Genomic DNA, 14,347 nt, shown 5'->3' on the forward strand with positions numbered 1-14,347 from the left:
CATTATGCATTACTCCCTCCAGTATTGCCATGTAGAAATAATTGACGGTGTCAATCCCGCATGTGGCCCGCTGTCCTTGCTGGCTGTTGCACTATACTCGCGGGTTTTCGATGAGGCGCTTTGCATGAATGATCCCGTCCAGTTATTCGATCTCACCACGGCACCACTGGAATTGGTTTCGTTTGTCCTGGCACTGATCACCGTCTCGTTGAGTATTCGCCAGAGTCACTGGAGCTGGTTGTTCTCGATGATTTCATCGGCGACGTATGCGGTCGTATTCTTCGAGGCAAAACTTTACGGCGACAGCGGTTTGCAACTCGTCTTCATCGCTCTGTCAATGTGGGGTTGGTACCAGTGGCTGCATGGCAGCAGCACGCATTCGGTACTGGCCGTGAGTCGACTGACGCGGCGCGGCTGGCTGCTCTCGGGAGTCGCGTGGCTAGCCGGATTGGTGGTGCTGTCCGTGTTTCTGCAACGCTACACCGATACCGATGTCCCGCATGCGGACGGGTTGCTGACCGCCGGCAGTCTGCTTGGGCAGTGGCTGCTGTCACGCAAGAAGCTGGAAAACTGGCTGGTCTGGATTGTTGTCGATGCGCTGTACGTCGGTCTGTATCTCTACAAGGGACTGACGCTGACTGCGTTCCTGTACGGCGTGTTCGTGTTGATGGCGTTGGCTGGCTGGCGTGCGTGGCGCAAGTTAGCGTGATGAACAGAACGGTCGCCATTCTCGGTGCCGAGTCCACCGGCAAGTCCACGCTGGCGGAGGCGCTCGCCACCCAGTACGGGTCCGTCTGGGTGCCGGAATACTTGCGCGAATTTGTCGACGTGCATCAGGCAACCCCGCGCGAGGAGCAGCAACTCGGCATCGCACTGACGCAGATCGAGCGCGAAGAGGATGCCGCCCGACGCAGCGACGGCTGGATATTCTGCGACACGACGCCAGTGATGACGGCGCTCTACAGCGCGTTTTATTTCGGTCGCGTTGATGCGGCATTGGCCGCAGTGGCCGCAAACCGCCGGTATGCGCTCACCCTGGTAACCGCGCCCGATACGCCGTGGGTCGCCGATGGCTTGCAACGCGAATCGGCCAGCGTGCGGATGACGGTGCATGCCCGTCTGATTGCCCTGCTTGAACTTCATGGCTGCGACTATCAGTTGCTTACTGGTACTTTATCTGAGCGCTTGCGGCAAGCTGCCAAGGTCTTGTCATCCTGTCCTGCATAACGACACATGGCCCCGCCACTGGTCGGGCATGGCACATGGGGTCATTTTCCATGTTGATGCGCAATGTTGTCTTATGGAACAGACCTCACGAAAAATTCAAAATCATTCATTTTAGTTTGCGACTAATTGTGACTTTGAGTTATCTTGGTCGCACCGCGTCTAGTCTTTAAGGCAACTCAGTCCGCACAAGCCAGACGATGGAAAAACCATCAACCGGGAAAGGGAACAAGAATGATCAAGGCTATCGACACGTCTTGCGTTACCGTTCTCTCCCCCATCAACCTGAGCATTGCTCACATCGGCGATCATTTCGGATTTTCGGTTGCGGTGTTCGATCCGTATTTGCATTTGCGTTACATCAACGGAACAGCGTTACGTGCGTTTCACCTGACGTCGGCACATACCGACTTGCACCTCAGTGTATTGCCCCTGCCGCGCGGCCTCAATGACTTGGCCGTCGTCTTCCATGCCGTGATGACCCATGGCGGCGTCGAGGTGCTATCGCTGCTCATCGATGGGAAGCGTTGCCGCGCCGAGGTCACCGCGCTGCGCGGTCCGCAGGGTGAAAATCAGGGGATCATGCTGGTCGTGTTCGATGGTCTCCGGACCATGCCGCCGGATCAGCCTAACGCAACGGAGCTTGTCCGGAATAACGATGCCGACGAGGCCGGCGATGTCGCTAGTAACCTTGAACTCCAGCGCATCGAATTTCTCGCCACGCATGATGATCTGACTGGATTACCCAATCGGAATTTGCTGGGCGACCGGCTCAAACATGCGATTTCACAAGCCCGACGCACCAAGCAAAAAGTTGCCGTGCTCTTCATCGACCTGGATAATTTCAAGGAAATCAACGACACCTATGGCCACGCGATCGGCGATCGTGTTCTCAAGCAAGCGGCAGCGCGGTTATTGCGTTGCGTCCGTGATGCCGACACCCTGTCGCGCATGGGTGGTGACGAGTTCATTGCGGTTCTTGAAAACGTTTCTCTACAAGACATCATTCGCGTTGCCAACCGGATCGTCACGTCGATGGCAACCGCGTTTTCGATCAATAACAGCAAGCTGAACCTCAGCGCCAGCGTCGGCATCGCCGTCTTTCCCGAGGATGGCAATGACAGTGCCACGTTGCTCGGCGTCGCCGATAGCGCGATGTATCTGGCCAAGCAGTACGGGCGCAATCAGTATCAGTTTTTCGCCAGCGAAAAAAAAGCACAAGCACTCCAGCGCAGCCAGCTGGAAACCGATTTGCGTGCCGCCGTCACGGCCGGTCATTTGCGCGTGGCATACCAACCCAAGGTCGATCTTGCCAGTGGCCGCATCGTCGGCGCGGAGGCCCTGGTACGCTGGAGCGATTTCATTCTGGGCGAGGTGCCTCCTTCCTGCTTTCTGCCGATTGCCGAAAGTAGCGGATTGATGGTCACCATCGGCACCCAGGTATTCGAGCAGGTACTGGCCCAGATTGCGCGCTGGCGCGAAGGCGGCATGGTAGTGCCGTGCATCGCGATCAATGTCTCGGTCCACCAATTGCGTGACGTCAATTTTGTGACCAAGATCACGGCCATGATCACGAATGCGAAAGTGCCGGCAAACAGCATCAGCATCGACCTGACCGAAAACGCGCTGATGGATCGCATCGATCAGGTGCTGGAGCATTTGCTGCAACTCGAAAAAATCGGCGTCCACTTCAGTATTGACGATTTTGGTACCGGCTATTCGTCGCTCGCCTACCTGCGCAAGTTACCGATCCACGAATTGAAAGTTGACCGCAGTTTTATTGGCGGCATTGCCAATGAGTCGAACTTGCGCTCGGTGACGCGCGCCGCCATCGAGATGGGACACGCGCTTGGTGTGCATGTCGTAGCGGTTGGCGTGGAGACGGCCGAACAGCTGGAATTACTCCGCGATGACGGCTGTGACGGCGCGCAGGGATTCCTGTTTTACGAGCCACTCGCACCAAACGAATTCGTGCTCGCGCTGGAGGGTAATTCCGGCAGCACGGCGGCGACGGGAACCATCGCCGGACCCGGTGATTATGGCAGGTCAGCACCGTTTATTTTTCAGTAGAAAGTGATGACGAGATCGTAAAAAAACGGTCCGCATCGCTAGCCAAGGCTTAACCGGCAGGCCCGTTTACCTGGGCCGTCCCGCATCAATCCATCGCTGCGTCATGCCTCGCGCAAGGTTATATCGTGCACAATTGTATTGTTCAAGCTGGTCCAGTTCAGTATTGGCAATAGCGCGCAATGCCGTCAGGTCTGCCGCGTCGACGGGCACCTCCGAGACCGCGTCGTTTAACGTTTTGCCGTAGAAGACGACAAACTGCATGAGCTCATTCAAGGTTTTCCGGTACCGCGCTCGAAGCGGGTCAGGTACGGACAAAGAGGCTCGCAGTACGCTGTACTTTTGAATCGAGCGCCGATAGATAAATTCAAACAGTTCTACCGCTGCAGTAACGTTGCGCTGCTCGTAGACACCCATCATCGCTGTCGCATAGTCCGTGCGCTCAACGTCCAGAAAGGACAACGGGGCGCAGTTGTAAAGCAGCAGTGGCATGTTGGCGCTCAGGCGGCTTGTGCGCTTGTTGCCATCGGCAAATGGCTGAAGGTACGCGACGTTGACCCATAAAAAGAAGGCGGCCTCCACAGGGTTCCGAATTTGATGGGCCTTCTCGATGATGTCCTTCAGCGTAACTTCCAGCAGCGTAGGGATGTTGCTCGGGGAATAGACCGAACCATCAATATTCACAATACGCCGGCGGATACTTCCAATGTCTCGTGCGTCTTTCAACAGATCCTGCATCAGTTTGGCCTGCAGGTCGACGAGGACGGGCAGGGTGATGCCCTCTGTCGGGACGGCCTCGACCATGAATTCGATGGCGTTCTTGTGGTTGAGCAGCATCAAGGTGTCTTCGTCCATGGGGCCGGTGCCTTCCCCGAGTTCAAACAACTCCTTGGTGTCGAGCAAGCTCTTATTGTTGCCCTCCAGGCGTGACGACGACCAGGACAAATCAATGAGTAACTGCTCCAGAACCTCGCGGGCATAGGTTCCCGCAGGATGCTGGTCCAGGCTACGACCGGCGCTGTACAGTTCAGTAGCCAACTGCAGAGGAAGTAAGCTGGATTGGTTCGGGATGTAATCGGATACGAAGGTTCGGTCATAGCCTACTGGAGTACGCGTTCCCAGCGGCGCACGCAGTGATTCAACCAGCGGCAGGGAAGCCCGCGACCACTGGAACAGACTTGCCTCTGTCGGGATAGAGCCGTACGGAATAGAAGCTGCCAGCGCAATCTGGGCTGCTTCGGACGCCACGTAGCGCGTTGACCGTCCATCTCCCTGCTTGTCCAAAAAGCCGGCGGCTACAAGGTCTCGCACTGCCCGATTGATGGTGGTCCGGGAGACGTGGAGAACTTGTTCTAATGCATTAGGACTTGTGGGTCCCCCGACCGCAAGGACATGGCGGAGCAGTGCTTCATCGCGTGCTGAAAAGGGGGAGATAGTCATCGAACGGAAAGCCTCTCAATCGTGTCATTTGACGAGATTATAGCGAGAATCTCGTCATGGTGACGAGATTACAGGCTAATCTCGTCACGAAGAGCGAATTCATGACGAGATTTTCGAGGCGATCAGGCGCTGATGTTGCGAGAAACTTGGTTCGTTTTCCAAACAAGAGACCGGACAGCCATAACAACTGCCGCTTGAAAATTTCAACACACCAACTGAACGCCTGAACCGCATCGGCACGCTTTTTTTACGCAGTGTATCGGTCAGAAATCGAGCTGCGCCGATAGTTTGAACGTGCGAGGTGCACCCGCCAGCAAATAGCCGCCCAGCGCCGTCGAGGCATCGCGCCAGTAGAACTTGTCGAGCACATTATCGACATTGGCCCGCAGCGTGGTGGCGATCCCATTGACCGTGGTCACATAGCGTGCCCCGAGATCGACTACGTGGTAAGACGGAATCGTCGCGCGCACCACGCTGTCAGGGCTGAATATCTTGTCGCTGGAATAGACCCATGCGCCATTCAATTTCAGGCCCGCCAGTTGCGGCACCGCGTAATCGAGCGTCACGCCGGACTTGAAGGCAGGCACATTCGTGACACGCTGGTTGTCTTGCACCGCGTCTCCCGTATTGCGCTGACGTGCCTGCAACGCCATGGTGGTGAGACCTAGTGTCAGGTCGCGCGACAGCTTGCCCTGCGCCGCCAGTTCCAGGCCGCGATGGACTGCATCGCCGTTGCGGACATAGTCATAGTTGGCATTGGTGTATTCCAGCGGTTTGCTGATCTGGAACAACGCAGCCGTCATTTGCCAGTTCGGTACCAGCGACGTCTTGATGCCGATTTCCTGCTGACGCGAGGTGCCCGGATCAAGCAACTGATTCACATTGGTGGTGCCGAACGGGGCGATGCCGCCGTGCTCCAGCCCCTGCGAATAGCTGCCATACACACTCAGGCTCGCCAACGGGCTGTAGACCAGTGCGATTGAAGGCAGCACATAGCTGCGATTGAAGGTGCTGCCAAGCTGGACCCGTTCCAGTTCGGCGCGGCGCAAGCCGGCATGCAGCTGGACTTGTTCGGTCAGGCTGATGATGTCCTGCACGAAGACCGCCTGCTCGTTACCTTTGCGTTGCACGGACACCGGTCCGGTAGTCAGCGGTGAGGGTGACACGACCATTGATTGATAGATGTTGCTGGTGCCGCGATAGTCATACACGAAGTCGCCGTATTCATCCCGCCGGCGCAATGTGTCGACGCCCATCGTCAGCTGGTGGCGCAGGTTGCCGGTGGCGAATTTTCCTTGCACCATCGCCTGAGTTGATAGCAGGGTTTTGACTTCGCCAGTGCTCTGATAATCGTAGACGTCATAGTCGCCATTGGCACAGAATCCAGCAGCAAAACCGCAACCGAACGGGAACGCCGCGAAGTCGTCGCGCTTGAGGCGGTACCTGTTGGCGGCGACCGTCGTGCTCCAGTCGGCATTCCATTGATAGGCAAAACGCAGGCCGATATTACTGCTGTCGGTCACCACCGGCTTGCTCCACGGCTGGTCATTGAGCAGCGTGCGGGCCGACACGCCGACCGGCAAGCTGGTGCCACCGATGAGCTGGTAACCGGGCGCGGTGATCTGCGATTTGTGCTGGTTATCGAGATCAATCTGCAGCAATGCCTTCGGCGAAATCTGCCAGTCAAACGCGCCGGAGATGAACTGACGCTGACCATCGGCACCCTTGACATACGAGCGCAATTGCTCGGCTGCGGCATTGATCCGGTAGCCGAAACGGCGGTCCTCGAAACGTCCACCGAGGTCGACCGAGCCGAGCACAGTGCCGCGTTCGCTGACTTCAAACAGGATGGAACGTAACGGCGTGGCAGTAGGGCGCTTGGTCACAAAATCGATCAGGCCACCCGGTGTCGAGACGCCGCCCTGCAAACCGCTCAAGCCTTTCAGGATATCGATGCGCTCCTTGTTTTCAAGCGGGATCGAGGCGTCCGAGGCGATCGGCAAGCCATCCTTGCGATAGCTCGATGCATTGTCTAGCGGGAAGCCGCGCAACGAAAACTGTTCGGCATAACCGACCGCGTTATAGGCTTCATTGAGGCTGGCATCGAGCTTGATGACATCGGCGATGCGACGAATGCGCCAGTCCTGCAACTGCTCCTGACCAATCACGCTAATGGCGGCGGGTGTCTGCATCAGCGGCGCATTGCCGAAGCCGCCAATGGCTGACGCGTTATCGCGTTTCGGTGTCGTATCGGTGACGACCACTTGCGGCAGCACTTGCTCGCTGGTTTGCGCATGCGCCATGGTGATGCTGGCGATGGCCTGTGCCATCAGGAAGGAAATACGTGTCAGGGGAAAAGTCGGTGCCGGCATAGTGTGCTCTGTCAGGTGTGAAAACACTGGAGCCAATGCAGGAGCAATCAAAGAGGTCAGGTACTTTGCGCTTCCCTACGCTGGCATGATCCAGATCAGGTTCGAAGGGTCAATCTCACCCGTTGACGTTGTAGCTCGTCGCACGGGACCCCTAGCGCAGCGGATGGTAGCACAGTGTCAACGGCGTTCGTGACTGCCTGTTCATTAAGCAAAATGAGCGCATTTCAAGAGTGACCGAAGATCACCTTTTCGATACCGCAACTCGCTCTATACTCTGGGCGTTGATGAGGACTGGGTCGGTTCCTTGCCTTGATGGCAGGGTGGCTCGGTAACAGGGCAGTTCCGATCGGGTGTCTTGGGAGCGAACAAGCGCATGGCTACAGATTTCGACAGGATGGCCCGCGAAGAAGCACCGGACGCGGTCATCATCACTTCGCTGCAGGGCGTGGTGCAGCACTGGTCGCCCGGTGCGCAGGTCATGTTTGGCTTCACCAGTGTTGAGGCGATCGGGCACTCCTTGCAAGACCTGATTGTGCCCGCTGACCAGGTCGAGGAACAATCCCAGATACGCCAGCTCATCGCCACCAGCGGCAGCAGCAGCCATGAATCGCTGCGCCATAAAAAAGACCGGTCGTTGATGTATGTCGACGTGACCGGCAAGGCGGTGCGCAATGCGCAGGGCTTTTGCGAATTCATCCTCTTCTGCAAGAAAGACATCACGCTCCTCAAAGTGCACCGCGACGCCAAATCGCTGGATGCCCGCTTTGGCAGTCTGCTGGAATCGACCCCTGACGGGATTGTCCTGGTCAATGCCATCGGCCGCATCGTGCTGGCCAATACCGAGGCCGAGCGCCTGTTCGGTTATCGCGCCAAAGAACTCTGTGGCGAATTGATCGAATGCCTGCTGCCACCGCGCTTCCCCGATGTTCATACCCGCCATAGTTCGCATTACATGCACCTGCCGCGTTCGCGGGCAATGGGAGCGGAGTTGGAGCTGTTCGGCTTGCGCAAGGACGGTACGGAATTCCCGGTCGAGATCAGTCTGAGCCGGCTGGAAACCAGTGAAGGGATGATGGTCATGAGCGCCATTCGTGACGGCAGTGCGCGCAAGAAGATCGAACTGGCACTGCAAGAAAAAAACGCCGAGCTGGAAAATGCCAATCTGGCCAAGGATAACTTCCTCGCTGGCATGTCACATGAATTGCGTACGCCGCTCAATGCCATCATCGGTTTTACCGGCACCTTGCTCATGCGCTTGCCGGGTCCGCTGACAGTTGACCAGGACAAGCAGCTCAACACGATCCAGATCAGCGCGCGCCATTTGCTCTCGCTCATCAATGGCTTGCTTGACCTGGCGCAGATCGAGTCGGGCAAGGTCGAGCTGGCATCGGAAACAATTCATTGCCAGCACATCCTCAGCGAACTGGCCGAAACGCTGGGTCCGCTGGCGACCTGCAAGGGACTCGCATTCCGGTGCGAGGTACCCACCGCAGAACTGACCGTGCAAACCGACGGCCGTGCGCTGTGCCAGATTCTGATCAACCTGATCAACAACGCGATCAAATTTACCGAGACCGGCGAGGTCGTGATCAGCCTGTCTGCACGCACGACCGGGCAGCAACACTGGATCGATTTTTGCGTTGTCGATAGCGGGGTTGGCATCCGTCCGGCCGAGCAAGCCAAACTGTTTCAGGCGTTTTCGCAGATTGATGCCGGTTCTACCCGGCGTTTTGAAGGCACCGGCCTGGGCCTGTACCTGAGCCAGAAACTGACCGGACTCCTTGGTGGCGAATTGCGTGTCGCCAGTCGGTTCGGCATCGGCAGTACGTTCACGTTGTCCTTGCAGGCGGCCTGAGCGATGCCCGCGCGCATCCTGATCATCGAAGACAATCCCGCCAACATGGCATTGATGGGATATCTGCTGCAGGCGTACGGCCACACCGTGCTGGCGGCCACGGACGGCCATGCCGGGATCGCCCTGGCCGCCAGCGAACGGCCAGACCTGATCGTATGCGATGTGCATCTGCCCGGCATGGATGGCTTTGGCGTCTTGCGTCATCTCATGATGCAACCTGCTCTGGTGCCGATCCCGATTGTCGCCGTCACTGCGCTGGCGATGGTGGGCGATCGCGAAAACCTGCTGCGGGCCGGCTTCAACGGCTACCTCGCCAAGCCGATTGAACCGACCTTGTTCGTCACGCAGCTCGAGTGTTTTCTGCCTGCCGTTTTGCATGCCATCATTGACCCCACCGTGAGGACGCATGGCGACCATTCTGATCATTGACGATCATATTTTGAGCCGTGAATTCCTGACCACGCTGCTCGGTTACGGCGGCCATCGCCTGCTCGAAGCGCGCGACGGCATCGAAGGTCTGGCGTTGATGCGCGCAGAACATCCCGACCTCGTGATTGTCGATGTCCTGATGCCCAACATGAATGGCTACGAGTTCGTCATCCAGATGCAAAGCGAGTACGGGATTGCACTCACGCCGGTCATTTTTTATACGGCCACCTATCGCGAGCGGGAAGCCACCGTGATCGCGCAAGCCTGCAATGTCGGCTGGATACTGCCAAAGCCAACCGAACCGGGCGTGATCCTGAAAGTGGTGCATGAAGCGCTCGGCTTGCCGATGCACATTGCCGACTATCTGCCGGCCGAAGTGACTGTCAGCGATCACAGTGGTTTTGGTCAGGTCGACAACCAGCTGGTCGACTATCTGGTGGCGCTCGAAAACAGCAGTCATCAGATCGCCAATCTGGTCGAGGACGATGCTTCGCAACTGTTTGACGCCAATGAAAATCGCCAGGTTGCACAGCGTCTTTCCGCGTCACTTGCCGGCCTGCAGACCGTCAGTTTGCGTTTGACTTCGCTCATCGAACTGGGTATCGAACTGGCTGCCGAGCGGGATCCGCGCCGCTTGCTTGATGCCGGTTGCCGGGTGGCGGGCCGCATCTGTGCGGCGCAATCGGTCGTGGTGGCAATGTATGAACCGGCGTCGACGCTTCCTCACCATCTTGCCTGCCGCGGCATTGATGAGGCAGTCAAGGCAAAGTGGCTGGTGACACCGTTGAGCGGCACGCTGGCCGGATTGATGGAGGGAGGGGCGCTGGTGTGTCTGTCGGGCCTGTCGGGCCAGCCGCAAGAAGCCGGTTTGCCGGACTGGCACAGCCCGCTGCATTCCTTTCTGGGCGTCGCAGTGGCTTCGCGCAACCGTGTCCATGGCTGGATGTATCTGCTCGATAAAGTCGGTGCCGCCAGTTTCAGCGAAGTCGACCAGCAAAGCGCGACCACAATTGCCACGCAACTCGCCATCTCGTACGAAAATTTGCAGTTGGTTAAACAGATCCAGTCCCATCACGAATCCATCTCCATCGAAGTCGCGCAGCGCAAAGAGGTCGAAGAACGCCTTGTTGCGAGCCTGCGGGCGCGCACCTTGATGACACGCTGTAACCAGGCAATGGTGCGCGCCACCGGCGAGTCGAGCATGCTCGATCAGATGTGTCGGGCTGTGGTCGAGATCGGGGCCTACACGATGGCCTGGATCGCCTTTATCGGACCTGACGGCGAATTGCTACCGGTCGCGCAAGCCGGTGCGGTCGACAACAACACACCATTTTTCCCGCCCAATTGGGCCCGTGACGAACAAGGCTGGACGCCAGCGGCGACCGTCATTCGCACCGGTGTGACTGGCATGGTCAATGATGTGATGGCCATCTTGCCGCTGCAGGCATGGCACGAAAAAGCCCGTGCACGCGGCTACCATTGCGCGATGTCGCTCCCGTTGCATGACGGCGGCAACGTGCTGGGCGTCTTCACGATTTGCGCTGGCGTTGCGCATGCCTTTGATGCGCGGCAAGTCGACCTGTTTGAAGAGCTGGCTCGCGATATCGCGTATGGCGTCAACCACCTGCGCAACAAGAGTGGTCGCGTCGAAGCCGAGCGATCACTGAAAGCGTCCGAAGACAATCTCTCGAAGATACTGGCATCGATCGACAACGTGGTCTGGTCGCATTCCGGCAGTCAGCTGCTTTATCTCAATCCGGTGGTCGAGCAGGTCTACGGCCGGCGTGCCGAAGAATTTTTTAGCGACCCGCGCTTGTGGTTCATGGTGATTCATCCGGATGATGTGATGCGGGTGCGTAATCGCCGCACGAAATTGCTCGAGAACGGCAACCTCACGCAGGAATATCGCATCCTCCGACCCGACGGCACGATCCGCTGGATCGAAGACCGATCCAAGGCGGTGCGCGATGTCAATGGCAACGTGCTGCGTTTCGATGGGGTAGAAATCGATATCACCGGCCGCAAGGAAGACGAAGCGCGCTTCGTCCACATGGCCAACCATGATGCGCTGACCGGGCTGGCCAATCGCAATTTACTGAGCGACCGGCTCACACAAGCCATGTTGCAGGCGCGTCGTACCAACCAGTTGCTAGCGGTGTTATTTCTCGACCTCGATCGCTTCAAGGAAGTCAACGACAGTGGCGGTCACGTGCTCGGCGATGCATTGCTCAAGGCCGTCGCCGTGAGGCTGTGCGAAACCATCCGTGACAACGATACCGTGGCGCGACAGGGTGGGGACGAATTCATCATCCTGCTGGCGAACCTGCACACGCAGGCCGAAGTGGTGCTGGTGGTCGACAAAATTCTGGCCGCATTTGTCCCGCCTTTTCTGGTCGAGGGACAAAACCTGTGCATCTCGGTGAGTGCCGGCGTGACGGTTTTTCCGAACGACAGCGACGACACGGCGGCGCTGTTGCGCAATGCCGATTACGCGATGTACGGTGCCAAGACGCAGGACGGGATTTCGGTTCAGTACTATTCGCAGGAAATGGGCGACCGCTCGATCGAGCGGGCCGACCTCGAGGGTCGTTTGCGAACCGCCCTGCACAAGCATGAATTCACCGTGCACTACCAGCCCAAGGTGAACATCGATACCGAGTGCATCATCGGCACCGAAGCGCTGATCCGCTGGCCGCAAGCCGACGGCTCGATGATCAGTCCGGGCGTCTTCATTCCGGTGGCCGAAGAAATCGGTCAGATCACACAGATCGGCGAGTGGGTGTTGCACACGGCCTGCGCGCAAAACAAGGCGTGGCAGGACGCCGGCCTGCCACGCATCAGCGTTGCGGTCAATCTGTCGGCGCGCCAGTTCATGCAGCCGGGACTGCTCGAATCAGTGCGACGCGCGCTGGGAGAAAGCGGACTGGAGGCGCGCTATCTGGAACTCGAACTGACCGAAAGCATGATGATGAATAATGCCGAACATTTCATCACCACGCTGCATGCCCTCAAGTCGATGGGGGTGCAATTATCCATCGATGATTTCGGCACCGGGTATTCGAGCCTGAGCTACCTCAAGCGCTTTCCGATTGACCGGCTGAAGATCGACCAATCCTTCATCCGCGACATCGTCACCGATACGGGCGACGCCACCATCACCCGGGCCGTGATCGCGCTTGGTCACAGTCTGAATCTGAAGGTCATCGCCGAAGGGGTCGAGACGGCCGAACAACTGGCCTTTTTGCGCGCGAATCAATGCGATGAAATCCAGGGATATTATTTTAGCCGGCCGGTCGGGGCGGACATGTTGGCGGGGTTGCTCGAAAAAAGTTGCGGACAGTTCGCCGACGCGGCTGGTTGCAGCAGGGTGCAATAACCGAAGGGCATTGCACCGCATGCCAAGTTCGCGCCCTGATTCAATCAATCGACCACAACAAATGTGCATCCAGTGACAGCCGCGCCTGTGCGGCCAGCGCATCGATCTGTGCCGATTCGGCGGCCAGCGCCGCGTCCATTGCCATGCGCCGATTGGTCAGCGCATCGGTGAGCGAGGCTTCGCCGAGCGTGTAGGCGCGCATCATCGTGGCCGATTGCTGTGCACTCTGGTCGGCGATGCGCTGCATGGTTTGCCAGAGGGTGAGACTGCGCTGGCTGTCGGTGACGACGCGCTGCGCAGCGGCGCTGACTTTCATCTGCGTCATGGCCGCGCGTTGGGTTGCCATACCCGCCTTGGCCACCGCACCATCCCGGTCGGCCGAGCGGCCTGCACCGGGCAAGGTGAACAGGATGCTGATGCTGACCAGACGTTCCTGGCCATCGCGTTCACGACCGGCGCGTACGCCGATGGTCGGGTCGGGCATGCGTTCGCTGGAGACGCGCGCGGCCTGCAAGCCGAGCAGGTCGGCCTCGCCTTGCGCTAGCTCCAGTTCGTGATTGTCGCTAGTGATTTTGTCGCGCCACCAATCGCCCGATTCGGTCGAGGCGACCGGTATCGGCAAGGGTGCGGCATGCGGTACCGGCAGGCCGGGGTAGTTGGTCGCCAGCTGCTGCAAGGCCTGTTCGCGACGCAGCTGCGCTTGTTGCAGCAGTGCGCCGACACGGGCGCTTTCGGTATCGGCTTGCAGCAGTTCGATCTGCGCGGCGTCACCCGCCTTGACGCGTTTTTCGGCGATGGCGCGCAGCTGCGCGGCCAGGCCAACCTGTTCGTCGAGGCGCTCCGTCGCGCTCATTTCACGCAGCGCACTGAACCAGTCTGTTAGCAAAGTGCGACCGGCTTCATGCCACGCATCTTCATGGCCGGACGTGGCCACGACAATACCCTTGTCGCCAATCGCACGGTCTTGCGCGGCTTTGCCGAACCAGCGTACGGAGCGCTCCAGCGCCACATCCTGTTCGTTGTAGCGACCGCCGATCTGGTCGGTACGCCGGCTCAGTCCGGTGCGCACGGTCCACTCATGGGTGCCGGCATCAAGACGGGATTTGCCGGCACGGGCCAGGTCGATATTGATTGCGCTGGCGCGCACTTGCGGCAAATTTTCCAGCACGGTGCGCACCACCTGCTCCGGTGGCAACACCGATTGCGCCAGTACCGGTGCACTGAACGCAACCAGCGCCAGCCACAGCACGGCCTTCAATGCAGCCTCCCGAAACCGCTCAGCGCCGTGATCCACCATGCTACATCCGGGTTATGGATCTCGGCAGCCAATGCGTCGAGCAACTGGCGCAGTTCACTGTCACTGCCGGCAATCAGCACCAGCTTGCGGCGGCACCGGCCCTGGACTTTTTCCATTGTCGTCAGCAGCGTCGCACCGTTACCCATGCCTTCGGCATCGACGATGGTAAAACCGCGTGCCCACTGCGGATGCAGCATCAAAAAATCGAGTACGTCTTCTTCCAGCGCGACCGGAATGGCCAGCGTCAGCAAGGCGTCATGAGGAGAAAGGGGGGAAGTAGTCATCAT

At 58.5% G+C, this 14,347-nt stretch carries 10 protein-coding genes and 1 riboswitch; of the genes, 6 read left to right on the forward strand and 4 right to left on the reverse strand.

The features are described from left to right. Positions 1-124: 124 nt before the first annotated feature. The 3 genes from pnuC (at position 125) to QN370_RS04070 (ending at position 3,294) form a co-directional block, all read left to right on the forward strand. Positions 125-709, forward strand: coding sequence for a nicotinamide riboside transporter PnuC (gene pnuC / locus QN370_RS04060; protein ID WP_322127289.1), 585 nt, complete (start codon positions 125-127; stop codon positions 707-709). Then, positions 709-1,227, forward strand: coding sequence for an ATP-binding protein (locus QN370_RS04065; RefSeq protein ID WP_322129127.1), 519 nt, complete (start codon positions 709-711; stop codon positions 1,225-1,227). Before pnuC ends, QN370_RS04065 begins: the two co-directional genes overlap by 1 nt. A 231-nt stretch (positions 1,228-1,458) precedes the next feature. Continuing rightward, on the forward strand, positions 1,459-3,294 hold the full coding sequence (locus QN370_RS04070) for a putative bifunctional diguanylate cyclase/phosphodiesterase (RefSeq protein ID WP_322127290.1): 1,836 nt from the start codon (positions 1,459-1,461) through the stop codon (positions 3,292-3,294). A 66-nt stretch (positions 3,295-3,360) separates the two neighbouring features. On the opposite strand, the gene QN370_RS04075 is transcribed toward QN370_RS04070, so the two are convergent. Together QN370_RS04075 and QN370_RS04080 are read right to left on the reverse strand one after the other, a co-directional pair. Continuing rightward, entirely contained in the window at positions 3,361-4,731 is a 1,371-nt protein-coding gene (locus tag QN370_RS04075; protein WP_322127291.1) for a Fic family protein, read from the reverse strand. 263 nt (positions 4,732-4,994) lie between these two features. Continuing rightward, positions 4,995-7,103, reverse strand: coding sequence for a TonB-dependent siderophore receptor (locus tag QN370_RS04080; RefSeq protein WP_322127292.1), 2,109 nt, complete (start codon positions 7,101-7,103; stop codon positions 4,995-4,997). 55 nt (positions 7,104-7,158) lie between these two features. Further along, positions 7,159-7,266: riboswitch (TPP riboswitch) on the reverse strand. A gap of 210 nt (positions 7,267-7,476) precedes the next feature. On the opposite strand from QN370_RS04080, the gene QN370_RS04085 reads away from it, so the two are divergent. The 3 genes from QN370_RS04085 to QN370_RS04095 are packed head-to-tail and all read left to right on the forward strand — an operon-like array spanning position 7,477 to position 12,763. Next, positions 7,477-8,958, forward strand: coding sequence for a PAS domain S-box protein (locus QN370_RS04085; protein WP_322127293.1), 1,482 nt, complete (start codon positions 7,477-7,479; stop codon positions 8,956-8,958). Positions 8,959-8,961: 3 nt separating this feature from the next. Beyond that, the gene (locus QN370_RS04090; protein WP_322127294.1) at positions 8,962-9,387 is read left to right on the forward strand and encodes a response regulator; all 426 of its coding nucleotides are present in this window, start codon (positions 8,962-8,964) and stop codon (positions 9,385-9,387) included. Continuing rightward, positions 9,365-12,763, forward strand: a complete 3,399-nt coding sequence (locus QN370_RS04095) for an EAL domain-containing protein (protein WP_322127295.1) — start codon at positions 9,365-9,367, stop codon at positions 12,761-12,763. Before QN370_RS04090 ends, QN370_RS04095 begins: the two co-directional genes overlap by 23 nt. Before the next feature lie 40 nt (positions 12,764-12,803). Here the strand turns inward: QN370_RS04095 and QN370_RS04100 are convergent, their stop codons facing one another. After that, a complete protein-coding gene (locus tag QN370_RS04100) occupies positions 12,804-14,060 on the reverse strand; it encodes a TolC family protein (RefSeq protein WP_322127296.1) in 1,257 nt (418 codons plus the stop codon). Continuing rightward, positions 14,018-14,347, reverse strand: a complete 330-nt coding sequence (locus tag QN370_RS04105) for a DUF3240 family protein (RefSeq protein WP_322127297.1) — start codon at positions 14,345-14,347, stop codon at positions 14,018-14,020. Before QN370_RS04105 ends, QN370_RS04100 begins: the two co-directional genes overlap by 43 nt.

The sequence above is a fragment of the Actimicrobium sp. CCI2.3 genome (genome assembly GCF_035019065.1).
GTDB lineage: Bacteria > Pseudomonadota > Gammaproteobacteria > Burkholderiales > Burkholderiaceae_D > Actimicrobium.